The organism is Clostridia bacterium, assembly GCA_012840125.1.
GTDB lineage: Bacteria > Bacillota > DULZ01 > DULZ01 > DULZ01 > DULZ01.
The window spans coordinates 32,172-57,981 of record DULZ01000044.1; the positions used below are offsets into that span (position 1 = coordinate 32,172).

Annotated in this window: 18 protein-coding genes; 2 read left to right on the plus strand and 16 right to left on the minus strand. The window is 56.4% G+C overall.

The window, feature by feature from the left end; genetic code table 11:
- Positions 1-39: 39 nt before the first annotated feature.
- A complete protein-coding gene (locus GXX34_05385) occupies positions 40-1,458 on the minus strand; it encodes a sensor histidine kinase (protein ID HHW06952.1) in 1,419 nt (472 codons plus the stop codon).
- Between the two features lie 181 nt (positions 1,459-1,639).
- Between GXX34_05385 and GXX34_05390 the strand changes: the two genes are divergently transcribed.
- Complete coding sequence (locus GXX34_05390) at positions 1,640-2,524, plus strand: hypothetical protein (GenBank protein ID HHW06953.1); 885 nt, start codon at positions 1,640-1,642, stop codon at positions 2,522-2,524.
- 37 nt (positions 2,525-2,561) lie between these two features.
- Here the strand turns inward: GXX34_05390 and GXX34_05395 are convergent, their stop codons facing one another.
- The 6 genes from GXX34_05395 to GXX34_05420 all read right to left on the minus strand — a co-directional run bounded on the left by GXX34_05395 (position 2,562) and on the right by GXX34_05420 (position 16,028).
- Entirely contained in the window at positions 2,562-3,347 is a 786-nt protein-coding gene (locus GXX34_05395; GenBank protein ID HHW06954.1) for a hypothetical protein, read from the minus strand.
- Between the two features lie 193 nt (positions 3,348-3,540).
- Positions 3,541-7,227, minus strand: a complete 3,687-nt coding sequence (gene addA / locus GXX34_05400) for a helicase-exonuclease AddAB subunit AddA (GenBank protein HHW06955.1) — start codon at positions 7,225-7,227, stop codon at positions 3,541-3,543.
- Positions 7,220-10,672, minus strand: a complete 3,453-nt coding sequence (gene addB / locus GXX34_05405) for a helicase-exonuclease AddAB subunit AddB (protein HHW06956.1) — start codon at positions 10,670-10,672, stop codon at positions 7,220-7,222. The genes addA and addB overlap by 8 nt, the downstream gene beginning before the upstream one ends.
- Positions 10,673-10,675: 3 nt before the next feature.
- The gene (locus GXX34_05410) at positions 10,676-13,945 is read right to left on the minus strand and encodes an AAA family ATPase (protein HHW06957.1); all 3,270 of its coding nucleotides are present in this window, start codon (positions 13,943-13,945) and stop codon (positions 10,676-10,678) included.
- Entirely contained in the window at positions 13,932-15,074 is a 1,143-nt protein-coding gene (locus GXX34_05415; protein ID HHW06958.1) for a DNA repair exonuclease, read from the minus strand. The genes GXX34_05410 and GXX34_05415 overlap by 14 nt, the downstream gene beginning before the upstream one ends.
- A 15-nt stretch (positions 15,075-15,089) precedes the next feature.
- On the minus strand, positions 15,090-16,028 hold the full coding sequence (locus GXX34_05420) for an HD domain-containing protein (GenBank protein HHW06959.1): 939 nt from the start codon (positions 16,026-16,028) through the stop codon (positions 15,090-15,092).
- A gap of 168 nt (positions 16,029-16,196) precedes the next feature.
- Between GXX34_05420 and GXX34_05425 the strand changes: the two genes are divergently transcribed.
- Positions 16,197-16,400 carry a hypothetical protein gene (locus GXX34_05425; protein ID HHW06960.1) on the plus strand — a complete coding sequence of 68 codons (204 nt, stop codon included), beginning with the start codon at positions 16,197-16,199 and terminating at the stop codon, positions 16,398-16,400.
- A gap of 386 nt (positions 16,401-16,786) precedes the next feature.
- On the opposite strand, the gene GXX34_05430 is transcribed toward GXX34_05425, so the two are convergent.
- The 9 genes from GXX34_05430 to larC form a co-directional block, all read right to left on the minus strand.
- A complete protein-coding gene (locus GXX34_05430) occupies positions 16,787-17,266 on the minus strand; it encodes an Lrp/AsnC family transcriptional regulator (protein HHW06961.1) in 480 nt (159 codons plus the stop codon).
- A complete protein-coding gene (locus tag GXX34_05435) occupies positions 17,266-17,724 on the minus strand; it encodes an Lrp/AsnC family transcriptional regulator (protein ID HHW06962.1) in 459 nt (152 codons plus the stop codon). Before GXX34_05435 ends, GXX34_05430 begins: the two co-directional genes overlap by 1 nt.
- Positions 17,725-17,744: 20 nt before the next feature.
- The gene (gene nirJ2, locus GXX34_05440; protein HHW06963.1) at positions 17,745-18,740 is read right to left on the minus strand and encodes a putative heme d1 biosynthesis radical SAM protein NirJ2; all 996 of its coding nucleotides are present in this window, start codon (positions 18,738-18,740) and stop codon (positions 17,745-17,747) included.
- A gap of 26 nt (positions 18,741-18,766) precedes the next feature.
- The gene (gene nirJ1, locus GXX34_05445; GenBank protein ID HHW06964.1) at positions 18,767-19,942 is read right to left on the minus strand and encodes a putative heme d1 biosynthesis radical SAM protein NirJ1; all 1,176 of its coding nucleotides are present in this window, start codon (positions 19,940-19,942) and stop codon (positions 18,767-18,769) included.
- A gap of 81 nt (positions 19,943-20,023) precedes the next feature.
- Positions 20,024-21,562 carry a uroporphyrinogen-III C-methyltransferase gene (cobA, locus tag GXX34_05450; GenBank protein ID HHW06965.1) on the minus strand — a complete coding sequence of 513 codons (1,539 nt, stop codon included), beginning with the start codon at positions 21,560-21,562 and terminating at the stop codon, positions 20,024-20,026.
- Positions 21,555-22,493: a hydroxymethylbilane synthase gene (hemC, locus tag GXX34_05455; GenBank protein ID HHW06966.1), complete on the minus strand. Its 939-nt coding sequence runs from the start codon at positions 22,491-22,493 to the stop codon at positions 21,555-21,557. The genes cobA and hemC overlap by 8 nt, the downstream gene beginning before the upstream one ends.
- On the minus strand, positions 22,494-23,828 hold the full coding sequence (locus GXX34_05460) for a glutamyl-tRNA reductase (GenBank protein HHW06967.1): 1,335 nt from the start codon (positions 23,826-23,828) through the stop codon (positions 22,494-22,496).
- Complete coding sequence (locus GXX34_05465) at positions 23,813-24,454, minus strand: bifunctional precorrin-2 dehydrogenase/sirohydrochlorin ferrochelatase (protein ID HHW06968.1); 642 nt, start codon at positions 24,452-24,454, stop codon at positions 23,813-23,815. Before GXX34_05465 ends, GXX34_05460 begins: the two co-directional genes overlap by 16 nt.
- Before the next feature lie 113 nt (positions 24,455-24,567).
- The gene (gene larC, locus GXX34_05470; protein ID HHW06969.1) at positions 24,568-25,770 is read right to left on the minus strand and encodes a nickel pincer cofactor biosynthesis protein LarC; all 1,203 of its coding nucleotides are present in this window, start codon (positions 25,768-25,770) and stop codon (positions 24,568-24,570) included.
- Positions 25,771-25,810 lie beyond the last annotated feature (40 nt).

Sequence of the window (25,810 nt, forward strand, 5' to 3'; positions counted from 1 at the left end):
AACACCCCCACCGAGCAATTAATCCCACATATTTACCGGCTAAGAACCCTGTTTCAACATGACCAAAGGAATCCTCATCTGGATCTTCGTTCCCTGGGACGGCCGGCTGGTAATGCTGAATTCCCCGCCCAGGTTTTTCACCCTTTCCGCCATATTATTCAGTCCCCGGCCGGACAAGGCGTCGCTGTCCATGATTTCATCCATTTGGAACCCGCGGCCGTCATCGGCAATGGCGATATACAACTGTTCACCTTCCTGGCATATATTAATCGAAGCTTGCCTGGCCTGGGCATGACGGGCAATGTTGGACAGGGCTTCGCGGAAAATATGAATCAGCTCCTGAGCCTTACGGGGATCGAAACTAATGGTATCCTCGGCCACCTGGTAAGAAAGCTGGACCTGGATACCGCTGGCGGAAAAGCTTTCGATTAAATTCATCAGTTGATCAGGCCACTTAAGACTCCCTTCTTCCGGCTGGGTTAAATCGAGAATGAAATACCTGATATCCCTAATAGTCCGGTCCAAATTATCCATGACGTTGGCAATGATTTCTTTCCCTTTGGCGGGAGACACATCGATAGTGGTATTGGCCACTTCCAGGCTGAGCCCGATGGCATATAAAGATTGGATGACCCCGTCGTGGAGATCCCGGCCGATGCGCAGGCGCTCTTGTAAAATCGCCTCCCGCTGCTCCGCCTCGGCCAGCTTTTTCCGGTTCTCCACATTAAAAATTTCCATAACCCTGATGATGAATCCTGCCATCCCCAACCCGGCAATGGTCCGCAGGATACCTGCCAGGGAACTGTACCAGGCACCGGAGAAAAAGGTTAGCAAAGGAGCGTTGGGCACCTGGAGACCGCAAGCCAGGGCATACAGGCAAAAACTGGTAATAACTCCATAGAGGTTTGGTACGAGATTAGGCAAACCTACACTGCTGAATTCTTTCGCTTGCACGGTTAGAGCCAGCGCCGCTAAAATGGAACCGGGCAGCGCCAGCAAGAATCTCGACCAGGTCAGGGCGACATGCAGCCACTGAATCCTGCCGGGTGAATAACTGAACATAAAGATCCCCAGCCACAACAACGATAGAAAGACTACCGTCACCCGCAGGTAATAATCCTTTCCCAAAACCAGGGTGAGCACCTCTACGGCAAACCAGTAGAGCATACAGTAGGAGACGGTATTGAGGAGCACTTCCCCCAGGGTAAACCAAAAAGTTAAGTAACCCGGCACATGAGGGGCCATGCTCAGGGGAATAAAAGCACCGGCCCACTGAGCCAGCCCTTGGCACAAGCCGAATAATCCCAACAGCCAAATTTTTTTTACTATTTTTAAATCGCTGAGGTGCTTGTACTGCTGGAACTGCAGCAGGATAATAAACCCCATCATGAAAAAAAGGAGCCCAGTGATAAAACCGGTAATATTAAATAAACGCTGGAAGGTCAGGAACAGCTCCATCCCGGTATCTCCTGTTGCGGAAATATAACACAGTATTGCAACTTTATTATACGCCACGGCTATATTGATTGACAAGGGCGGCCAAGCCGGAGTTCAAGGGCTTGCGGTGCGAAATGGATCACATCTTTTTGCTGCCTGAACTGTTATAATTGAAGGGAGTATGCGAAGGAGGGGATGCAGCATGAAATGGGATCCGGAAGCGGCACAGCGATTAGAGAGGGTTCCCTTTTTTATCAGGAAAAAAGTGAAAAGGCAGATTGAAGAATATGTAGCGGCTCAGGGAAAGGACATTGTCACCAGCGCCGATGTCACCGCCGCCAGGCAGCATTTCACCGGGGGCAGTACTTTAACCACGGGCCAGGAAGAATTGTCCCAGCTGGATTTAGACAGGATCAGGGAGCTGGTGGAAAAAGGAGTTCCCACGGAAGCACTGGATACCAAATACATCAAATTCCGCCTCTGCGGCGGAGCCGCCGGGTGCCCCTTAAATCTCATGGACCAGATGAAACCCTATGCTGCGAGGCTGGCGGAAATTGCCCGGGAACAGGGCTTGGAGACCTTTTTGGCCGGCAGCCACGACGGGCCGGTGCTCTTCCATCACCAGTTCAAGATCACTTTGTCCGGCTGTCCCAACAACTGTTCCCAACCCCAAATTGCCGATTTTGCCGTCATCGGACAAGCCAGGCCTTCAGTCACCGGTGCCAAGTGCAACGGCTGTGAGCTTTGCGTCAAGGCCTGCAAGGAGAACGCCCTTACCGTGGACGATAACGGCCCCCACTTTGACGACGCACTATGCCTTCTATGCGGTGACTGCACCAGGTACTGCCGGAAAGAAGTCATCGTCAACGGGCCGGAAAGATACCGGGTGTTAATCGGAGGGAAACTGGGCCGCCACCCGCACTTGGCTATCCCCTTGGCACTGGAAGCTGCCTGGGAGGAAGTAGAAGACCTGCTCCGCAAAACCATCGTCCTCTATCAAACCCAAGCCCTGGACGGGGAGCGCTTTGGGGACCTGGTCCAGCGTCTGGGAGATGACCGGGTCATTAAATTGATACGGGAACAGTAAGAAAAGGGACTCTTCCGAGTCCCTTTCGCGCTAAGTATTATAACCCTTTCACGGCCATCTTGTTCGCCTGATCATGACAGTTGAGACAGCTGTTGCCGTAGTTCTCCTTGTAGTGCTCGCCCTGCAGGTGAGCTTTGTGCATTGCCAAGCTCAGGGCTAAAGGACTGCCTTCAGCGTGGCACTGGACACAGGCCGATGCATTGTCGATGGGCAACTGCGGGTGACCCTCGATCTTAGCAATGGTTGCCGCGAGGCTGTAATCCTTGTCGTCGGAGACTTTCCTGTGACAATCGGTGCATCCGCCCGGTGCTTTGTCCACGGCGGCCACTTCGATAGTCACAAAGTTCGTCCCTTCCGGTGCCAGCTCACCTACCGGTACGGTGCCATCTTCCGCCAACTTATGGCAGTGCACACAGGCAACGCTGATGGCTCCGCCGTAATGAGCGGAATGCAGTACCTTTCTCAGGCTCAGATCGCCGTCCCCATGGCAGGGCTGGCAATCAGACACGGCCTGCACCTGCATTTGCGGGTGATTCTCAATTTTTGCGATGGTATCAGCTACGGTACCATGGCAGTCGGCACAACCGGCTTTCTCTGCCGAAGATACGAAAACCATGTCCCCGCCTGCACTCGCTTCTTGTTGTTGGGGTTCCTCCGTTGCCGGTTCTTCAGCAGCCGGCTCTTCCGCGGGCTGTTCTGCCGCCGGTTGCTCCGGTTGTTGGGTGTCAGTCGATTGACCACCGCCACCGCAGCCAACTACCAGGAATAGGGCAAAAATAGCCATGGTGATAGCCACTAACAGCTTCTTGTTCAAGAGCTTCACCTCCTTCCCCCTCCTCGTGTGATTAACTTCACACACCTGAATCCTACTCTTTCCAGGTGCAAATTGTCAATCAATATAAGAGGGTGTTTTCTACAGCAAATTGCTAAAAAAGAGAGTATTTAATCCGAAACGGGCCATATTGCTTGTTCAAATTTTATTAACAAAATATTAAGGTTTAGGCAATAATTATCCCTCAGACCGGTATCGCCTGCCCCAATTGGAAGAAATACAGGTATTTTTCTTTCACGGGCCGGCCGTAGATTTCCCCCACGGCCCTGGCATATAGTTCCAATTGATGGCGGTAACCTGCCACCACCCGGGACAAGTCATCTTCCCGGACCTGGTCGTTCTTGTAATCGATCAGGATGATCCCATCCTCTTCCACGAGCAGGCAGTCGATGATACCCTGCACAATCACTCGTTCCGTTTCCCCTTCGCCCAAGTCCGGGTAAATCTCCCGGGCGGGTATGCCTAAAGTGAACGCCACTTCCCTTTTCACCTTTTCCGGGGGAGCCGCCGCCAGCTTTTGTCCCAGGGGACTTTGGAAGAAATCCAAGAAGCGTTTCCATCCCACGGCTTGGGCTTGTTCCGGCGTCAAGAATTCCTCTTCCACCATCTTTTCAATTTGCCGGTTAATTAACTCCTTGGTATCCACGGCGTGGAAATCCAGGTGCTGCATCACCAAATGCATGGCCGTACCCAGTTCCGCACCTGTCAAAGCCTGGGTCTCCTGCAGGAAACGGGGCCTGGCCGTGATGGTGGCCCTGGGGATGACCGGTTGTGCCGCCTCATCCTGAACCTGCAGCCGCCGCTTTAACTCCGTGGCGGAAAGCTTGGCTGCTTTGCCGGCGGAAAGGAGGAACGGGTAGCGCCAGGTAAGACGACCCGCCAACCCTGCTTCCGCTTCCTTATCCCCTGCTGCCGGTTCCAACGGCTCCAATTTCCTAATCCTATCCCAGGGCAAACCCGCCAGCTTGTTTTCGCTGCCCGGCACCGGCAAAGGGTGCCCGGCAGGTGTGTCCCAGTAATACACTTGGAACAGGCCCGGCGGGAGATGATGAGGGGCGCTTAGGGCAGGTCCCAACCAATCCAAGTAGGACCTGGCTTCCGCCAGCACCGGCAGGGGCAAGAGACCTCCGGCACGGCCCTTTTCCTGCCACCGCTCCTTCAGTTCTTCCGGTTCCCGGCCGGCCCCGACTAAAATCAATTTTTCCCTGGCTCGGGTCAAGGCCACGTAGAGAACCCGCAGTTCTTCAGCCAGCATGGCCTTCTGCAGGGCCGCCCTGATACCCCAGTAAGCCATGGTCGGGTATTTGACCCGCAGCTCCAAATCACAGTGCATGGGTCCGAAGCCAAAGTCCTGGTGCACCAGGGGGGTGCGGTCTAAGTCTTTGAAGTTAAAGCGGCCCCCTAAATTGGCCACGATCACCACCGGGAACTCCAGTCCCTTGCTCTTGTGAATGCTCATGATCCGGACCACATCATCGCTTTCCCCGTAGGCGCCGGCCAGTCCCAGGTCCTCGTTATCTTCCTGCAGCTTTTCAATGAAGCGCAAAAAGCGGAACAAGCCGTGCCGGCTGAAGGCATCAAACTCCCTGGCCCGGTCATAGAGGGCATAGAGATTCGCTTTGCGCTGCCGGCCCCCCGGCATGGCCCCGGCATAATCCAAGAAGGCAGTTTCCTCATAGATCTGCCAGATCAAGCGGCTTAAAGGCCCCTGCCTGGCCAGGGTCCGCCAGCGGTCCAAATTCGTCAAGAATCCCTCTAATTTCCGCGCCGGCTCCCCATCCGGCGTCCCGGCCATGTAATCCCGCAGTGCGCCCCAGAAACTTCCCCAAGGGCGGTGGAGGCGCACTTTCGCCAGCTCATTGGTATTTAAACCTACCAGGGGGGAACGGAGCACTGCCGCCAGGGGGATGTCTTGATCAGGGTTGTCAATGATTTGCAGCAGGGAGAGCATGATGCTTACTTCCGTCGCTTGAAAATAGCCGGTCCCCAGTTCGGCATAAGCGGGAATATTATACCGGTGCAGTACATCCAGCAAAACATTGGCTTTATCCCTGGCGCTGCGGAGAAGGATGACTATGTCTTTGAAACGAACGGGACGGTAATCGTTGATGCTTTTATCCCAAACATGGCCGGGGGGCTCTCCCTCCAGGCCCACCAGCTGCCTGATCCGGTAAGCAATCAGCTGTGCTTCCTTTTCCAGGGCTGTCAGCTCCACTTCCTCCGCAGCCCCTTCACCCTCCTCGCTTCGGCTCCCGTTGATGACGTGGAATTCCACCGGCCCGGCCACCAAGGGAATCCCCGCCGGCGGTTCCGGATAATGAGCCCGGTAGATCAATTCGGCTTCTTGGTCGTAATCCAACTCCCCTGTCTTCGCAGTCATGATGCGGCGGAAGATCCAATTTACCCCGTCCACGACTTCCCGGCGGCTGCGGAAATTGGCGGACAGCAGGATCTTGCGCTGGGGGCTGCCTTCCTGCCGGGCATAAGCCAGGTACTTGGCCAGGAACAGCCCCGGGTTGGCCATCCGGAACCGGTAGATGCTTTGCTTCACGTCTCCCACCATGAATAATGACGGCAGTGCCCCATCACCGGTGTCCTCGCCGGTCAACACCCGGAGGATGAGATCCTGCAGGTCATTGGTATCCTGATATTCATCCACCATGATTTCCCGGTATTGTTGGGCCAGCTCCCGGGCGACGGCGGAGGGCCGTACTTGCCCGGTATCATCGACACGGCACAACAGCTGCAGGCAGTAATGCTCCAGATCACTGAAGTCCAGCTGCCCCCGCCTGATTTTGGCTTGCCGGTAGGCTGCCATAACATCCCGGAGCAAGGACGCCAGCTCCCTCACGATGGGGGCCACGGCCAGCAGCTCCTGCCGGTATGCTTCCGGGCCGCGCAGGAAGTATTTTTTCAGCTCTCCCATGGTGTCCTTGGCTTCATCTCTAAGCTCCTTCACCCGCTCCTTAATCTGTTCATCCACCTGATCCGTCTTTTTGATCCCCTTGAGAGAGGCGTACTTGGTGGCCGCCAGGTACTTCTCCTGCAGCACGGACCAGGCCAGTCCTTTTTCTAAAGCCGCCAAAAGGTCTTCCAAACCGGCGTATTCCTTACGCAAATTATCCAGGTAAGCCTTGGGCCCTTTGGGCAATGCCGCCAGCGCCATGGCCTGCCGGTAAACATCCAGAGCCCCCTCCACCTTGAGGGCTATGGTACCGGTGAGCTCCGGGTACCAGGGCATTTCCTCCAGGGGCTTCAATGTCTCCTCCTCATAAAAAGCCAAAGCATGTTCCAGCCACCGGTCCGGGAAAGGCTGTGCCCTTAAGAAACGGGCCAGGCGCAGGATTTCCTCCGCCAGCAACCCCTCCCGCTGGCTGCCGTACATTTCCGCCAGCCGGAAAAAGGTTTCACTGCCCCCGGTGTACCTCTCTTCCAGCACCTGCTCCAGCACTTCCTGTTCCAACAGGAGGCTCTCTCGTTCGCTCAACACTTGGGCCGCCGGGTCCAGGCCCAGTTCGTAAAAATACCGCCGCACCACACTTAAACAGAAACTGTGCAGGGTGGAAATCTGGGCTTTATGCAGGAGGGCCAGCTGCCGTTTCAAGTGGTGGTTGGCGGGATCTTGATTTAATGCTTGTGCCAGGGCCTGCCCAATGCGGGTCCGCATCTCGGCGGCCGCCGCTTCGGTAAAAGTCACCACCAGCAGCCGGTCCAGGTCCAGCGGCCGGACCGGGTCCAGGAGCCGTTGAATAATTCTTTCCACCAGCACCGCCGTTTTGCCGGAACCGGCAGCGGCCGCCACCAGGATCTTCCTTTCCCGCGCCCGGATGGCTTGCTGCTGCTCCGCCGTCCACTGCACCGTCTTACTCATGCTGCTCCCCTCCCTTCACTTCCATAGTCATCAACTGCAGCGGCATATCCCCGGCCAGGGGCGGCAAGAGGCGGTAATCATTGCCGTCAACGAGACTGTCAAACTGGCAGCAAGGCTTGTAATCGCAGTGCCCGCAGGGTGTCTCGTTTTTCAACCGGTACGGGGCAATGGCCGTCTTCCCTTGATAAATTTCCCGGGCCAGGTCTTTAATTTTCTTGCGGGTAAAATCCCGCAGCACCGCCAGCTGCTCCTCATCCAGGACTTTGGAGCCTTTGTAAAACTCACCCTGGGTGGTAAGGCGGATATTGATGAGATCCTGCCCTGCCCCCATGCTTTTGGCCAATTCCTTGTCCTTGAGGATCCAACCTTGCATCTTCAATGCTTTGCGCAGCTCTTGTTCGGCTTCCTCCCGGCTGGGCGGGTGGTCCAGGCGCAGCACCGGGCTTTGCACGGGAAAATAAAACATTCCCCCGCCGGAAGGAGGCGCATCCATAAAGTATTGATAATTGCTCAAGGCCACATCCAGGTAAACTGGCAGTTGGAGGGACAGGCCGTAGTAGCACCGGGACAAATCCAGCTGGCGGCTGCTGCTCTTGTAATCGATCACCCTAAGATAGTACCGGTCTTGGATCCGGGCCGCATCCACCCGGTCGATCCGTCCCTGCAGTTTGATGGTCACCCCTTCTGCCAGGGGAATCTCCAGGGCCGGCCCGCCTTCCTCACCAAAAGGCAGTTCCACCGCCACCGGCTCAAAAGTCCTCAGCCTGGCATGCCGGGTCAGCATGGTGACCGCCGTCAATAGATGCTGCTCCACCAGTTTCATCCGGTGCCGGTAGGTGGAAGAGCTTAAAAAGACCCCGTGCTCCATTTCCGGCAGCAGGTTCTGGCAAATCTCCCGGGTGAGCTCCGCCAGTTCCTCATCGGACAGGTCACCCCAGGCCCGGCCTCTTTCCTTAATCTTGTGCACCAGCACCTGCAGTGCTTGGTGGTAGAAATTGCCGACTACCAGGGCGTCCACCCGGTATTGTTCCCGCACTTTAAGTTTTAAGCCGTACTGCAGGAAATAGCGGAAGGGACAGGCGGCAAAAGTCTCCAGGCGGGAGACGCTGCTGGCAAGCTCCCTTTGGAAAAAGCTTGCCGCCACCGGCTGCTCCAGGGGCTCGGAAGCATTCCGGTAAAAAAGAGCGGCAACCATCAGCTGCATCCTGGCCCGCAACTCGGGATACTGCAGCAAATGATTATAGACGGTGAACCAGAAGGGAGATATCTCCTCTCCCCGGGTGACGCTCCGGAACCGTTCCGCCAGGTAGCTGACGGCTTTTTTCCCGTTGACCAGGTAATCCAGGACCGGCCAGTCGTCTTGTCCCGGCTCACCGGATAAATACTCCAAGGCCAGCTGCGGGAACATGTTTTTCACCTGTTGCACCAGGGGCGACGGCATTAATTCTTTGCCTGTTTCGTCGGCCTTTGGGTAGCTCAGCCAGAGGTATGCGGAAGGGCGGGTGAAAGCGATATAAGCCAGGAACTGCTCATGGAAAAGAGCCAGCTTGCTGGTGGGAGCCAGCTCCAACCGGTTCCGGGCCAGTTCTTCCCGCTCGCCGTCGCTGAAAATCTCATCTTCTTTGATCCGGGCGGGGAAAACCCCTTCGTTCAGCCCCAGGATGAAAGCAGCTTTCAGTTCCGGCTGCCGGGAGCGGTCGGTGGAACCCACCAGTACCTGGTCCAGGGCCGGCGGGATGAGCCCCAGCTTCATGTTTTGCAGTCCTGCCTCCAGGATTTTGGCGTATTCCGGCAGGCTCATTTCTTCCCGCCCCAGGGCCGTCACCATCTGATCAAACAAGTCCATCACCTGATCCCATACTTGCTTGTGCTCCAAGGCTTTCTCCGGCTCACCCCGGTTTTCCGCCTCCCGGCACCAGCGATCCAGGGTTTGCGGCACCCGCAAATCCCGCAGCAGGTCATACAGGCCGGCGGTGAGCACCTGCACCGGCCAGGTCCCCCGCCCGGCCAGCTGCCGGTAGAACTTTTTCAGGGCGGCCGTCCCCTTCTCCCGCCAGCGGTTAATACGCTCCCGGGCCTGCTGCCCGGCCCCGGTATCCGCAAAACCAAAATGCCAGGCTTCCTCCTGCAGCCACCGGCTGCCCCTGATCCCATACTGCAAGACATAGTTTTCCAGCTCGTCCACCTCGTGCCGCTCCATGGGCACCAGGTCCGTTTTCAGATACCGGAACAAGGGCTCGTAGGACCAGTAAGTATTAACGGTTTCCAGGGCGGAAATGAGCAGCTCCACCAGGGGGTGGTGGGTGACGGGTCTTTTCATGTCCATGAAAAAGGGAATCTCGTACTCCTGGAACACGGTGGCCACCAGTTCCCCGTAAAGAGACATGTCGCGCAGGATGACCGCCATATCCCGGTAGCGGTAACCCTTTTCCCGGGCCAAGCGCTGGATCTCCCGCGCCACGCCTTCCACTTCCACGCGCCTGGTGGCGGCACTCACCAGCCGCAGGTCGGCCGGGGCGCAGGGATAGGAAGCTTTAGGTTCTTGATAGTGTTTTTCCAGGAATCCCAAGGCAGGGTTGGTGAACCGTTGAGCCCTTTCCCCGGGCACCAGGATTTTCGGCGCCTCCATGGTTACCTCCAGCTGTTCCGCCAGTTCCACCAGCTTCCGGTAGGTAATGAGGGTGGGATGGAATAAATCCATCTCTGCCGCGTCCCCGTCGATGTCTTGCGGGTCCAGGCATAAAGTGATATTGACCTGGCGGCAGTAGCCCATGAGACTACCCAGTACCTTCATCTCCTGGGGGGTAAAACCGTTAAAGGTGTCCACCCAAATGCGGGCTTCCTTCAGGGAAGGCGCCAGGGGGATCCGCTCCGACAGGAGATTAAGATAATCGTCGGGATCCGTGTGATTAACGGCCAGGGATGCCTCAAAGGCCTCATACAATAAAACCAGGTCATGCAGCTTGCGGGCCAGCACCAGGTCCCCCCGGCCCCCGGCCTTCAACCTGTTATATTGCTCCCGGAGGTGGCTTGGGGTGACGTTATAACTCTTAAACTCCTTGAAGGTACCGGCCAGTTTGGCCACAAAACCCGGCTCCCTGACCAGGTGATGAAAAATCTGCAGGGATTTTTCCTGCTGCAGCAGCAGGGAGCGCAGGAGCATCGTTTTCCCCAACTCGTCCAAATACTGCCGGTTGGTGCCTCCCGCTTCTTGGAAAACCAGCCAGCCCAACCGGCGAAAGCTCATCACCTGGGCCCGCATCAAACCTTCCCTCCGATGATGGGTCAGGAGGGCTTTCTCCATCTGGAAACTGGCTTGTTCAGGCACCAGCAGGATCAGCGGCGGTCCGTCCACCGGGTCCCTTTGCAGCCAGCCGGTGATTTCCGCCAGGCAAGTACTCGTTTTGCCGGTCCCTGCCCGGCCTAGGATAAAGCGCAAACTCACCTGCTACCACCCCTTCATCTCCACCGGCACACCCCAGGCTTCCAGTTCTTTACGGTGGGACAAGCAAAAGATTTGCCTGTCTCCGGCCAGAGCCTGTAACAGGTCCCGCACCACGGTGAGCCGGTTTTCATCATAATTGAGAAAAGGATCATCAAAGATAAAAGGCAAATGGATTGCCCCGGCCAGCAAATCGCCGATGGCCAGCCGTAAGGCCAGGAACAACTGGTCCCTGGTCCCCTGGCTGAACTGGCCGGGATTTCTTTCCTTCCCTTGTTCCAGCAATTTGACAGAAAAATCCTCCGTGACCACCACTTCCCGGCCGGTGCCGGTAAAAAGCCGGAAATAGTGAGTAGCTTGCTCCGCCAGCCGTTCCCGGTAGGAGGCGTTATAATCATCGATAGCCGCTTTCAGTTCCCGGTAAGCCACCGCCAGGACCTCCGCCTCAAAAGCCAGGGCTTGTCTTTGTTCTTCCAGCGCAGCCAGCTCCTCCAGCCCTTGGGCGATATTCAGGGGCCTTTGCCCCTCCAGGTAACCTTGCTGCCGCCGGAGTTCCTGGTCCCGCTCTTTCAATTCTTCCTCCTGCCGGGCCAGCTGTTGGATCTCCTCTTCCAACAGCCGGTATTGTTCCTCCAGCTCCTGCCACCCGGCGCCTTGGGTAAAGGCCGGCAGTCCGGGATGCTGCCGGGCCAGCTGCTGCAGCTGATCCAGGACCAGCCGGGCCTGGTTATCCGTTTCCAACAGCTTTTGGGCCAATTCCTTCGCATCCTTCACCGCTACGCCGGCTAACAGCCCCTGCCGCTGCCCCTCCAGCTGGCTGAGCCGCTGCCGTTTCCGTTGAAACTCCGCCCACAAGTCCCCGGTGGCTTTGGGATCGCCGGACCCCGGTGCCAGGTAAGCAGCATAGGTATCTTTCATGCCGGCCATTTCTCCCGCCACCAGTTCCTTCCTCTCCCGGGCAGCCTTCAGGTCTTGCCCCAGCTGTTCCATGGTCTTGAGCAGGCCGCTTTTTTCTTCCCGGAGCTCCCGGTACCGGAGGGCATCTGCCTCAACCTGCTCCGGGGAACTGTCCCACCGGTAGGGAGCCACTTTCTCCTGCCAAAAAGCCAGTTTTTCCTCCCACTGTGCCGGTAGGTCCCCCAGTTCCGCCTCCTTGTTTTGTAAGCCCGTTAACCGGTCATAGACAGCTTGCCACTGTTCACAAGACCGGCGTACAGCCTGCCAAGCGGCCTCATCCATCCCGGCCAGCCAGGCCGCCAGTTCCGGCATTTTTTGGCACCGCTGCCCTAAAATACCGGCTAACCGCGCCAGTTTCCGGCACCAAGGAGGCCCTTCCTCCGGGGCTATCAGGGCCGGATCCCTGCCTTGAAACTCTTCCCCGGTCATCTGGTCGATTTGCCCCTGCAGGGCTTCCGCCCGCTGCTCCAATTCCTTAAAGGCCGCGAAGGCTTGGGGTAGACTTTCCCCAAAAGCCTCTTCCTGCCTCTTCAGCAAGGCATGGAAATCCTCCAGCTGCTTCCGCGCTGAGACCAGTTCCCGTTCTAACCCGGCCAAAGCCGCTGCCTCTTCCGGAGCCCTGCCCGGGGTTGCTTTGAAGACAACCCGGGCCAGTACCCAACCGGCCGCGGCACCCAGGCACCCACCCAGCAGCAGCCCAATCCCTTCGGCGGTCATCCAGCCCAAGACCGCCACTAGGCAAGCCAGGCCGGCGGTGATCAGGAGGGACTTCTGCCGGCGGGCGGCTGCCGCAGCCTCTTCCCGCCGCCTGTCTTCCCACCGGGCTTCTTGCCATGCCCTCTCTTTTTCTTTGACGCGGGTTTCTAAAGCCAGCTTCAAGGCCCGGTAATCGGCTAAAGCCTCTTCTTGGGCCCGGGTTAAATCTTTAAAACAAGCGTACCGGGCGCCCATTTCCTCTCGTATAGACGCCAGTTCCTCCCGGTACTCCTCTATTTTCTGCCATAACCTGAGCAGGCGCTGGGAGGCCGGTACCAGGTTGTCCAGCTCGGTGAGTGGGTGGGGCCCCAGTTCGCCCCAGGGAGGCAGCTGCGCCAGTTCCCCGGCACAGCGCGCCTGTTCCTCTTTTAATGCCTGCAGGTTATCCAGCAGCGTTCGGTATTCCAGGTGAAGTTTCCGGCATTCCCGGAAATCCGCCGGCAGGTGGGGTTTTTCCGCAAACACGGCCAGCTCCTCCAGCTGCCGGTCCAGCACCGCTAAATCCTCCCTTTTACCATCCAGAGCGGTTTGCAGCCGGTGGATTTCCTTTTCCAGCCTCTGCTCCTCCTCTGCCAGGTCCACCAACCGGTCAAGGGCTTCCGGCAGTTCCGCCGGGGCCTTGAGAAAAGGGGCATACCTGTCCGCCAGCTCGGCTTGTTCCCGGTCCAGGGTCTCTTCCAGCACCCGCAGCTTGTCCCCCGCTTCCCGCAGCTCTAACTGCCGGGACAGGATCTCCCGGTAGCGTTCCTGCAGCTGCCGGCCCTGGCGCCAGGCTTCTTGGAGCCGTTTTTTCCGGGCCAGGGTTTTACCGGTCCGTTCCAATTCCTTTTCCAATTCCGCCCTGGCCGACAAAACGGACTGCAGGCGGTTAACCGTGGCTTCTCCCGCCTCAATTTCCCCTGCCAAGGCTTCCACCCGCTGCTCAAGTTCCTCCAGGGGCCGGTCTTTGGTACCGTCCCGGGGAAAACCGTACTGCTTCAGGAAACGGGTAAGCCCGCTCAACTCGCTTTTGAGCTGTTCCAGGGCTTTGCCGAAATGCCCGCCGGAACCGGAGAGCAAGGACTGCACGTGCTCGGAAAGCTGCTCTCCTTCCGGCAGCGGTTGTTCCACGCAAAAGGAACTGGTGAATCCTTCGCCGGTGGTGATACCGATCAGTTTTTTCAGGTGCTTGGGGTAAACGCCGGAGTCTTTGAGGGCCCTGGGGTTGTGCTCCCCGCTGAACAGGACATGCCACTGTCCCTGCCGGTCCTCCGCCAGTTCCACCCGGTGACTGTCAAAATTCCGCTTGACCCGGTAGCGGCGGTCATCGACAGCAAAAATCACTTCCCCTTCAAAAGCGCCGCCGTCTTCCCAGGAGCGGTAGCGGTCCGTGCCGAATTGATCCGGGTTGCTGCTGGTGGGCAAGCCGAAGAGCACGGCCCTTAATCCGGCCACCAGGGTGGATTTTCCCGCTTCATTGGGGGCCGCCAGGACATTCAGCCCGTCCCTTAAATCTACCTGCACCCCGTCCCGGTAAATACCGAAACCTCTTAAACCGATGCTCAACCATTTAACTTTGGCCAATGCGTTTTCCCCCCTGTAAGGCGAGGATACCCTGGGTAAGGGCCCGGTTCAGCAGCCGTTTTTCTTCCTCGGATGCTGCTTGCTGCAGCCGCTCTTTCATGCGCCGGATGAAAAAGCCGGTGATGGTTTTATCCTGGGACCACCGTTCTAACTGATCCGGAGAGAGAAAATAGGAGCGGTCCACCAGCTCCAGGTAACGGAAATGATGCCTGACCCTTTCCTGCAGCCGCCGGCAGTCCAAGGGGAAGTCAACAATGCCCTGCAGTTCCACTTGCACCAGAGCCCCGGGATCTGCCTCCGCGGCAATAAGGGCCGCCAGGGAGGCTTCGTCCGCCGCCTGGCTGATATCCAACTGCCGCAGCTGGAACCGGGGCACCTGCACCGGCAGCCCGGTCAATTTAATCCCTGTACCGGGTTCCCATTCCCCCAGCACCAGCTCCCCCGTACCCAAATCATGAAATCCCTTGCCGGCGGCCATACCGGGGTACACACCCAAGCCGCCGCCGATTTTAATCGCCCGGTAACGGTGGAAATGGCCTAATGCCACGTAGTCATAGTTGGCTCGCGCCAGGCCCTCCGGGTCTAGAGGCAAGCTTCTTTCTCCCCCCTGCCAGTTATAGGAGCCGTGAAAAATCCCCAGGTGAAACCCTTCCTGCTGCACTCTGGGAAAGTCTTCTATAGGGGGTTCCGCCCTGGTCACCCCTCCCACGTAGGCCAGGCTGTAAACATACAGTTGATGCCCTTTTATTTCCGCCTGCAGCACCGGTTCCGGCATGGGGTTCGTCACCAGCAAACCGGGCCAGCGATCCTGGGCCTCCCGGTAAACGCTGTCCCGGTACGTGAATTCGTCATGATTGCCCGGCACGGTAATCACCAGCTTCCCGGCGTCAATGCACCTTTGCAGCTGGCGGACAGCATATTCCACCAGCTCCGGGCCCGGCCGGTGGGTTTCAAACAAATCCCCGGCAATGATCACCAGGTCGATTTCCCGGTCCGGGGCCAGGGCATAGGCTACCGCCTGCGCCAGCACCTGATCTCTTTCCTGTTGGATTTGCTTTGCCAGGTCCGGTTCCATAAAAGAAGGGTGCCAGCCCAAGTGCAAGTCCGATAGGTGCAAAAAACGGATCAACTGCCCCACCTACCTCTATTCATTGAAAATATAACGTTCCAGGGTGCGGATGTAAGGCCAGCTTTCCTGGGAGTAGTTGTGCTTCGCCTGCAAGAATTTATCTACTTCCGCGTCCAGGTAATCCGCCTGGTGCAGGATAGCCGCTTCCAGGAATTTGGGCCTTTTAGGCGACTGCCACTCGTAGCGACCGTGATGGCTGACAATCATATGTAATACCTTCAGTTTCAGCGTCTCCGGGAAATCGGGAAGGGACCGGATCCGGTCCTGCACCAGGTTAGCCCCCATCACGATATGGCCCAACAGCCTGCCGGCGTCGGTGTAGTCGATGAACAGGTCGTACCGGTATTCGTAGATCTTGCCTATATCGTGCAGTACGGCCCCGGTTAACAACAGGTCCCGGTCAATGCCTTCATAAGCGGCGGCAATCTGCTCAGCTAATCTCATCACATTCAGGGTATGTTCCAACAGCCCGCCCAGGTAGGCTTGGTGATGGGATTTAGCCGCCGGTGCCCGGCGAAACTGCTCCGCCAGGGTTTCATCGGCAAAAACCTGCCGGAGGAGGTTTTGCAGGTGCGGGTTGGCCACCTGCGCAATTTTTTGCTGCAGTTCCTCCCACATTTCCGCCACATCCCGGGGGGAAGTGGGCAGGAAGTAGACCAGGTCCGCCGGTTTGACGTTAACTTTTTTCACCGTTTCCAAGGTGATCTGGGGTCGCTGGTTATAAGTGGTGACAACACCCTTCACCAGCACAAAATCGGCGATATTTAATCCGGCGGCTTCATCTTCCGCGTTGTCCCACAGCTTGGCATCTATTTCTCCGGTTTTATCCCCCAGGGACAGGGATAAAAACTTGCCCGGCTTTTCTTTAAAGGGAAGCAGTTCCTTGCGCCTCACTTGGAAGACATTGTAAACGGGCTGCCCTATCTCCAATTCTGCCACAAACTTTTTTTGCAAACTGATGCACCTCCTGCGCCATGATTACTTCCCGTTCCATGAAAAGGAATCCTGCCGCCCGGATAGATTTTATCGGCCACACCCGTGATCCTTCAGGGTGTAGCAGTTATTTGTTACCAAAATAAACTATATTAAAAGGTAATTTCCCGCGAAAAAGGAGGATAGGGCATGAAGATCCAGCCGGAATTCCTGAATTTGCTGCGCAGCCTAAAACCCTTCGTCAACGAACAGGGGGTTGTGGCTTTAACCACTTTGGAGAATGTGTTTGAGATCTTGGAAGACCCGAAAGTGCAGGCCCTGTACAAGAACATGGAGACATTTGCCGCCATGCGGAAAACCAGGCCAACGCAGCCCGGCGAAGATACAACGTAAACGGCATGCATAACACCGGGGCAAATGGGGAAACATGGAAGCAGGACCAAGCATAAGGAGGGCTTCCATGGCGAGACAGTGCAGTTTTACCGATTGCTGGTGGTATGAAAAGGAAGCGGAACAGGCGCTCCACGGGGACGGGGGAGGTTGACTGCACCCTGATCCCGCAGGCTGCGATCCCAACCGCTTAACGGCCAACGGAAAACCCCATTGCTTCTTGACCTAACTGCAAAAGGGGAAGGCACTAGCCTTCCTCAGTTTTTTGGCCCCACCAATAAGGCGATTGGTATTAATCGGTGGCTTCAAAGGAGCCCTATTTGGGGATGAGCTCGGTCGCCCTCGTGCCGATCGGCAAAAGGGAAGGCATCGTGCCTTCCCTTTTGCCGTTAAGCTCCGTTTTCGACATAATAGCGCATGCTGGATTTCTTCAGCTCCCGGGTACTGTACAAGATCCGGTAATTGGCGACGCCTACCTGCTCCGACAGCCGTTTCGCCATGGCCTCGCATTCCTCCCGGGATTGACCGTGAATCATCGTGTAAAGGCTGTAGGGCCAGCCGGGGAATTCAGGTCTGTGGTAACAATGGGTTACTTCCGGGCAGGCCGCCAGCTTCTTCCCTACTTCTTCCGCCTCTTCCTCCTTCACCTGCCACACCACCATGGCGTTAGCGGTGAATCCTGCTTCCCGGTGCCGGATGGCCGCGCCCAAGCGGCGGATCATTCCCTGCTCTTTCATCCAGCGGATCTTTTCCAGCAGCAGGTCTTCATCGATGTTGAGCTTCTCTGCCACGGCGGCATAAGGCCTGGGCACCAGGGGCAGATCCCCCTGCAGTTCACGAATAATGGCCTTATCCAGTTCCGTCAGCATCAGGCGCTCCCTCCCAGGAAGTCGAAGTTGACCTTGATCTTGAAAAAGCGCTTGGCGGGCAGATTGAGTACTTCCACCCCGAACCGGCTCTCCATCTCCCGGATGATTTCCTCAATACGCTCCTTGGAATGGGCGATGACCGTAAACCACATGTTGTACTCGTGTTCCCGCAGGTAGTTGTGGGTCACTTCAACCAAACCGTTGATGTATTCCGCCACTTGGTCCATCTGATCTTCGGAGACCTTCGCCGCACACAAGGTGCTGACGTAACCAAGCTTGCGGGAATCAAAAATGGCTCCCATGCGGCGGATATAACCGGCTTCTTTAAACCGCTTCAGCATCTCCAGCACTTCTGCTTCACTGAGCCCGAACTTTTGCCCTAATTCCTTAAAGGGCTCCTTGGCGATGGGTAAATTGGTTTGCACCTCGTTGAGCACGGCTCTCTCCAGCTCTGTCAGCACTGGGCCTTTTTCCAACCTTATACCCCCCGTCGACCATGATAGAGACACCAAGGTTCTTCCGCCATGTAGTCCTGATCATGATAGAAATATGCCCTGGCCCGGCAGCCGCCGCAGATCTTCTTGTACTTACAGGAACCGCAGCCGCCCTTGTAGTTAAGGGTGCGCAGCTCTTGGAAAACCGGATGGGTTTCCCACAACCGGCTGAAAGGAATGTCCCGCACATTGCCCAAAGGTATATTCAGGTAAGCGCAAGGCTGCACATCGCCTTTGGGACTGATGATGCAATAATGGGTCCCTGCGAGACACCCTCGCTGGAAACGCATGTCCATGCCCATTTCCTTGGCAATGCGCATGAACTGGGGCGCGCAGGTGGGCTTGAGCTCAATGTCCACCTGTTTTTGCTTCTCCAGGATCCGGGTCAGGACCCGTTCATAAGCCTCGGCTCGTAAGGATTCTTCCTCGATATTAACCGCCCGGCCGGTGGGCACCAGAAAGAAAAAGTGATGGGCCACGGCACCGATTTCCACGGCGAAATCGGTGATGGCTTCCAGTTCCTCCTGGTTCCAATCAAAGACCGTGGTATGCACTTGAAAAGGCAGCCCCGCCTCCCGGCAGTTCTTCATACCCTGGATGGCTTCCCGGTAAGCACCCCTGTACCGGCGCAGTTCATCGTGTTTTTCTTCATTTAGGCTGTCCAGGCTGATACCGGCTCCCATCAAGCCGGCTTCCTTCAGCTTCCGGGCCGCTTCCGGGGTAATCAAGGTACCGTTAGTGCCTAACACGGGCCTTAACCCCAAGCTTTTCGCATAAGCCACCAGTTCATAAAGATCCGGCCGCATGAGGGGCTCGCCGCCGCTGAAAATCATGATTTTAAAGCCGGCCTTGGCTATCTCCTCCAACATGGCCTTGGCTTCTGCGGTGGACAGCTCCTCGGCTGCCTTGGCCCCTGCATCCCGGTAGCAGTGATCGCAATACATATTGCACTGGTTGGTGGAATTCCAAGAAATAATCAAAAAGCTAACCCCCTTCCCGGCAACCCTTAAGCCAAGCCGATTTCCTCATCGGTGAGGTAGCAGGCCGGATCCGCCTCCCAGAAATCGCCGGTAACGGCTTCCGCCCTGGCCCTGAAGTTGCCGTTGCATACATCCAACCACCGGCAAGCGGCACAACGCCCTTTGAGTAAAGGCTTCCTGTTTTTCAAGCCGCCGAGAATCGGGTGGGACACGTCGGACCAGATTTCACCGAAAGGACGTTCCCGGACGTTGCCGAAAGTATGGTTTTGGGTGAACTGATCCGGGTGCACGTTGCCGTGCCAGTCCACGGCCCCGATGGCGATACCGGTCCGGTTCCCGCCGTTGCGCTTAAGAAGCTTCAGGATTTCCTCCGCCCTGGCGCTGTCTTTTTCTTTCATCTTGAGATAGATGTAAATGCCGTCGGCATGGTTATCCACCGTTAAGATTTCCTTGTCCAGGCCGCGCCGGTGGAAATCTAAGGTCCTGGCCATAATCAAATCCAAGGCCGCCCTGGTTTCTTCATGGGTAATATCCTCTTCCACCATTTTACTGCCGCGCCCGGAGTACACTAGATGGTAAAAACACACCCGGGGAATCCCCACTTCTTCAATCAGGTTGAAAATGGCTTCCAATTCCCCGTAATTATGACGATTAATCGTAAATCTCAGGCCCACCCGCTGGCCCACCGCCAGGCAGTTCTCGATCCCCCGGAGGGCCGCCTCAAAAGCACCTTTCTTGCCGCGAAACTCGTCATTCTTCTCGCCGATGCCGTCCAAACTGATGCCCACGTAACCAACGCCGATATCCTTGATTTCCTGGGCCACCTGCCGGTCAATCAAAGTGCCGTTGGTCGAAAGGGTGGGACGAATACCCTTTTCCCGGGCATACCGGGCCAACTCCAGCACATCGGGCCTGGCCAGCGGTTCACCGCCGGACAGGAGCAGTACCGGCACCCTGAAATCCGCCAGGTCGTCGATGAACTGCTTGGCTTCCTCCGTGGTAAGTTCTCCCTCATATTTCTTGGCTTCCGCCCCGGCATAGCAATGGATGCAGTTGAGATTGCAGGTACGGGTACAGTTCCAAACTACCACGGGGCCCATTTCCGTCGTGGCACCGTGCACGGCACCCCTGGAACCATGGCTGTAACGCAGGCTGTCACCGAAAAAACTTGTATCACATAACAACTTGGTCACGCTGATCAAAGTAATCCCATCCTTTATATAAAATAGTAACTATTACCGGCAAATAATGCAAGAACATTCCGGTAGACTTTCCCCCGGCTGCTACGCCGGCGGCCCACCGGCAAAGTTGGCTACAATAGCTTGTACCAACCCGTTAACGGTGTACTCCCGGGCCGTGACATCCACCCGGAGACCCAAATCCTCTGCCGTTTTCGTAGTAATGGGACCAATAGAAACTAGTTTAACACCCTCCAACAGCCGTTCCCGCTCTTCCGGCGGCAGGAGTTCCACAAAATTGCGGACCGTAGATGAACTGGTAAAGGTCACGATGTCCACTTTTTTATCCCGCAAAGCTTCCAGCAGGGCTTCCCGCCCCCGCGTGCTTTTCACCGTGCGGTAGACAGTTACCTCCGTTACTTGGCCGCCCAGTTCCCGCAGCGCTTCCGCCAGCACTTTCCTGGCAATGTCCGCCCTGGGCAGGAGAACTTTTTCCCCGGGCCGGATTTTATCTTTCAGGCCTTCAATGATGGCTTCCGCCACGTACTCCTCGGGCATGTATTCGACCCGCAAGGCATACTTTTCTAAAGCTTCTCTCGTTTTGGGCCCGATGGCACAGATCTTGATGCCGTACAATTTCCGCACATCGTAACCCAAGCTCAAAAGCCGCTGGAAAAAGCTCTTCACCCCGTTGACGCTGGTGAAGATTACCCACTGGTATCCTTCCAGGGCGTGAATGGCTGCATCCACCGGCGCCCAATCCAGGGGGCTCTCAATCTCGATAGTAGGGCATTCCATTACCGCCGCCCCCAGTTCCTTGAGAGCCGAAGATAAGGCACTGGCCTGTTCCCTCGCCCTGGTCACCACCACCCGGCGGCCGAACAAGGGCTGCTTTTCAAACCACATGAGTTTCTCCCGCAGCTTCACCACTTCGCCCACGATAATGATAGCCGGGTTGCTGAAATTGGCGGCCCGGGCCTTTTCCACAATGTCCGCCAGGGTTCCGGTCAAGGTCTCCTGTTCCGGCCTGGTGCCCCACCGGATCAAGGCGACAGGGGTACTGCCGTCCCGGCCGTGGGCCAAAAGCCGGTCGACAATTTTCGGCAAATTGGCCATGCCCATTAAGAAGACCAAGGTACCCAGCCCGGTGGCCAGCTTCGCCCAGTCAATGCTGGACTCTTCTTTCGCCGGGTCTTCATTACCGGTAATAATCCCGATGGTGGAAGTGCAATCCCGGTGGGTGACGGGGATGCCGGCATAGGCGGGTACCGCCACGGCGGAAGTAATACCGGGCACAATTTCAAAAGGAATCCCGTGTTCCGCCAGGACTTCGGCTTCTTCCCCACCCCGGCCGAAAACAAAGGGGTCGCCCCCCTTGACCCTGGTCACTACTTTCCCTTCCAAGGCTTTATCTTTCAAAAGCTCGTTAATCTCCTCTTGTTTAAGGGTGTGGCGTTCCGGTGATTTCCCCACATAGATTAATTCCGCTGCCGGACCGGCATGTTCCAGGATCGCCGGGTGCACCAGCCGGTCGTAGACGATCACGTCGGCTTTGGCAATAGCTTCCCTGCCCTTTAAAGTTAACAGCCCGGGATCCCCGGGACCGGCCCCAACTAAATAAACATAACCTTTTCCTCTATTCACAGGCCTCAAACTCCTGTCGTAATTGATTTAATATTCCCTGAGCTCCTTCCGCCAGGAGCCTGCGGGCTAACTCTTGACCCAGTTTTTCCGGTTCCTCGGGTGAACCGGCTTCTATACCCCTTACAACTCTCGCGCCGTCCAGGCTGGCTACCAAGCCTCGCAGCACCAGTTTGCCCTCCTCCAACCGGGCCAGTGCCCCGATGGGGATCTGGCACCCGCCTTCCAAGGTGCGCAGGAAAGCCCTTTCCGCCCGCACCGCTGCCGTCGTATCCGGATCGGCGATTTTTTGCAGGAGAGACAGCAGTTCCCGGTCATTCTCCCTGATCTCCACCCCGATGGCCCCTTGCCCGACGGCGGGTAAACACAAATCATAGGGAATGTGCTGGGTCACCAGGTGGTCATAACCCAGCCTCTGCACCCCGGCCGCCGCCAGGATAATGGCATCGAAACCTTCCCTTTCCATTTTGGCGATCCTGGTGCCCACATTGCCCCGGAGGTCTTCGATCTTTAAATCAGGGCGGTGAGATAGAAGCTGGGCCCGCCGCCTTAAGCTGCTGGTACCCACTTTGGCCCCTTGGGGCAGTGTGTCCAGGGTATAGCCAAAAGGCGACAGCAGGACATCGCCCGGTTCAGCTCTTTTCATGACGGCGCCGAGGCGCAGCCCCGGGGGCAGCTGGGTAGGCAGGTCTTTCATGCTGTGAACTGCCAGGTCAATTTCTCCCTGGAGCATCGCCATCTCCAACTCTTTGGTAAAAAGCCCCTTATCGCCGATTTTGGCCAGGGCCACATCCAGCAGCTTGTCCCCTTTCGTTTTAATCTTTTTAACGGTGAAGGTCAACTGCGGATGAGCCGCCTGCAGTGCTGCAAGAACACAGTCCGTTTGCCACAAAGCAAGAGCGCTGTCCCTGGTGCCAATAACGATTTCCCTCACCTAATTACCTCCGTCCCATTTACCGCTGTAGATCTGCTTCAACTGTTCGCGGTTTAATCTGTTTTCCTCGTCCGGTACATCCAGGTCAAAAAGGTTCTGCAGGACCTCCGTGTACAGGTGACCCTGCCGGGTATTGGCATATTCTTTCAAGTTGACAATAGGGCTGTGAATCAGCTGGTTGACAATGGAGTTGGCTAGAGAACACACTACCTTTTTCTCTTTATCCGACAGCTTGGGCAGCCGCCTTAAGGCCCTTTCCAGCTCCCTCTCTTTAATGGCATTGGCCTTGTCCCGCAGCGCCACAATCGTCGGCACTACAAACAAGGTGCCCAGCCATTTGAAGAAAACATCGATCTCTTCCTCGATTAATATTTCCGCTTGTTTGGCGGCTTGCTTGCGCTCTTCTAAATTCTGGTCAATGACGTGACGCAAATCGTCGATGTCGTAAAGCTTCGCCATGGACAATGAGCCTACCTCAGGATCAATGTCCCGGGGCACGGCAATATCGATGAACAACAAAGGCCGTTCTCTCTGCGCCAGTGCTCCTTCCACGTCTTCCTTACGAAACACATAACCGGGAGCTGCGGTACAGCTAATTAGAATATCCGCCGTTGCCAGGTAGCTGTTCAATGCTTCCAGTTTGACGGCTCTACCGCCCAGCTTTTCGGCCAGGGCCACCGCCTTGTTATAGGAACGGTTGGTGACAAATACCGTGTCCACCCCGTTGGCTACCAGGTAGCTCACGGCCAGCTGGCTCATTTTGCCTGCTCCCATCACTAAAACCGAACGGCCGCGGAGTTCCCCGTAAAAGGACCGGGCCAGTTCTACTGCCGCATAGCTAATGGAAACGGCATTCTGATCGATTTTGGTTTCGGTGCGCACTTTCTTGCCCACCGAAATGGCTTGTTGAAACAACGTATTTAATATATTGTTGGTAGCACCTAATTCACAGGCCCGCTCATAGGCCTCCCGCACCTGACCTAAGATCTGGGTTTCCCCCAAGATCATGGAATCCAACCCCGCCGCCACCCGGAACAGGTGCTTTACGGCATCATACAGGACGTACCGGTACAGGTAATCCATGTTTTCCGCCACATCCAGGGCCCCATACTCAGTTAAGAAGGCATAGATGCTGCTGGTACCCACCTCCACATCTGTGGTGGCGATATAAACCTCGGTCCGGTTACAGGTTGACAAAATAGCACAGCCTTCTACGGCCGGTTTCCCACGCAATTGACGAAGCGCGTCAGCCAATTCCCTGTGGCTGAAAGCAAACTTTTCTCGAATCTCCACCGGGGCTGTCTTGTGGTTGATGCCAACTACGACGATAAACATTGGTTGATCCGCTCCTCAAGCAGCTGAAACTGATCCTGCCTAATCAGCTCCAACAAATCGGAATAGCTTTCCACCAGACGGCGAAACATCATTTCCCGCTGCCCTTGACACGGCACACGGGCCAATACCATCTCCCTTGCCCGTCCTAAATATTCTAATAGTATTGCATATTCATTTCCATATTGTTGCTCCAATTCCTGCCGGATCTTTTTGGCCAGGGCAGGACTTTTTCCGCCGGTGGAAATACTGATGGTAAGATCCCCGCGACGAACAACCGCCGGCACGATAAAGCTGCAGTACTCCGGATCATCTACAACGTTGATAGGGATATTGCGCGCAAAACAATCCATGGCCACCCTCCGGTTCAACTCCCTGGAATCGGTGGCGCTGATGGCGATAAAAACCTGTTCCAGATCCTCCTCACAGTACTCCCTGCCTGCATAATCAATCCGCCCTGCTTGCGCCAACTGCAAGATGGCCTCCGTGGCCTCGGGGCTCACTACCTTTACCAGGGCCCGGCACTCCAGCAAGGACTTAACCTTACGCTCTGCTACCCTTCCCCCGCCCACGACTAGGCATTTCTTGCCGGTCAGGTTCAGGGATACGGCGTAATAAGGTGTCTCCATGTTGTTGTCCTCCCGTAGGTCTGGCTTGTGTAAGATTTCGCTATCATTATTTATAATCCTTCCTGACGAAACTTTAACATAATATTAACCTATTTATTGCATCTTGTATACAGTTATTTCGACAATGCTTCAGCCCCCGCCTGCCTGGCCAAGTCGTAGATTTCCTTGAGAGGCCGGGCGTATTTTGCGGCAATGAAGCGGCAGTCCTCATATTCCGGTGCAATATTGTACACCTCTTCTCCCAGGCGGGCTACTTTAACCCGTACAGTCTCCGGGCCCCAGGCGCCGGTGACGGGTATAGTCTCATAGGGCAGCATGTATTTTTCCACCGGGTAAACCCTGAGACCGATGGAAGTGGTTTCCCGCAAGACAACCTGCTGCATGAGCTGCAAGCGTTCCGGCGCACACAAGACTTTCAACATCACTGCCGGCCGGTTTTTTTTCACCTGCAGGGGCACCAGGGATACATCCATGGCTCCATGTTCATACAGCAGCCGGAACAGGTGATCATAGATTTCCGGGTTCATGTCATCAATGTTCACTTCCAACATGAGGGCCGGTTCTTTAAGGAGCCGGTCTTCGCCCCTGGCCGTGGTTTGACCCGCTTTCACACCGATCACCAGCCGCAGCAAGTTGGGAATGGCCAGTTCCCAGCCCCCGGCACCGTAACCCACCCGGCAAATCTCCATAGGGGGCAAGCTGCCGTAACCACGGCAGTAAGCAGTAAGAATGGCGGCGCCGGTGGGAGTCGCCAGCTCTTTGGCAATGTCCCCGCCGTAAACGGGCACCCCTTGCAGCAGTTCCAGGGTGGCCGGGGCCGGTACGGGCAAGACACCGTGGGCGCATTGCACCAAACCGGTACCGGTCCTAACCGGGGACGCGTACACCTCCTCAATCCCCAACCGCCACAGGCCGCAGGCGGCCCCGACAATGTCCACAATGGCATCCACCGCGCCCACTTCATGAAAATGAATTTTATCCGGCGTGGTGCCGTGGATCCTGGCTTCCGCCCCGGCCAATCTCCGGAAGATGGCGATGCTCTTTTCTTTCACCGGTTCCGGCAGCCGGCTCTTGAGGATAATGTCCTCAATGTCGGCCAGGTGCCGGTGAGCCTTTTCCTCCCCGGTCACCACGGTCACCTTGGTGCCGGAGACACCATGCTTCAACACCGTTTCCGCTTTGATTTCATAACCGTCGATGCCCAAAAGGCGCAAATCATCTTTGAGAGTATCTAAAGGTAAGCCGGCATCGATTAACGCGCCCAGCACCATATCCCCGCTGATCCCGGCAAAACAATCAAAATAACCTATGTACATAACCAGCCTCCCAACTTGTTAATTAAGGACGCCTGATACC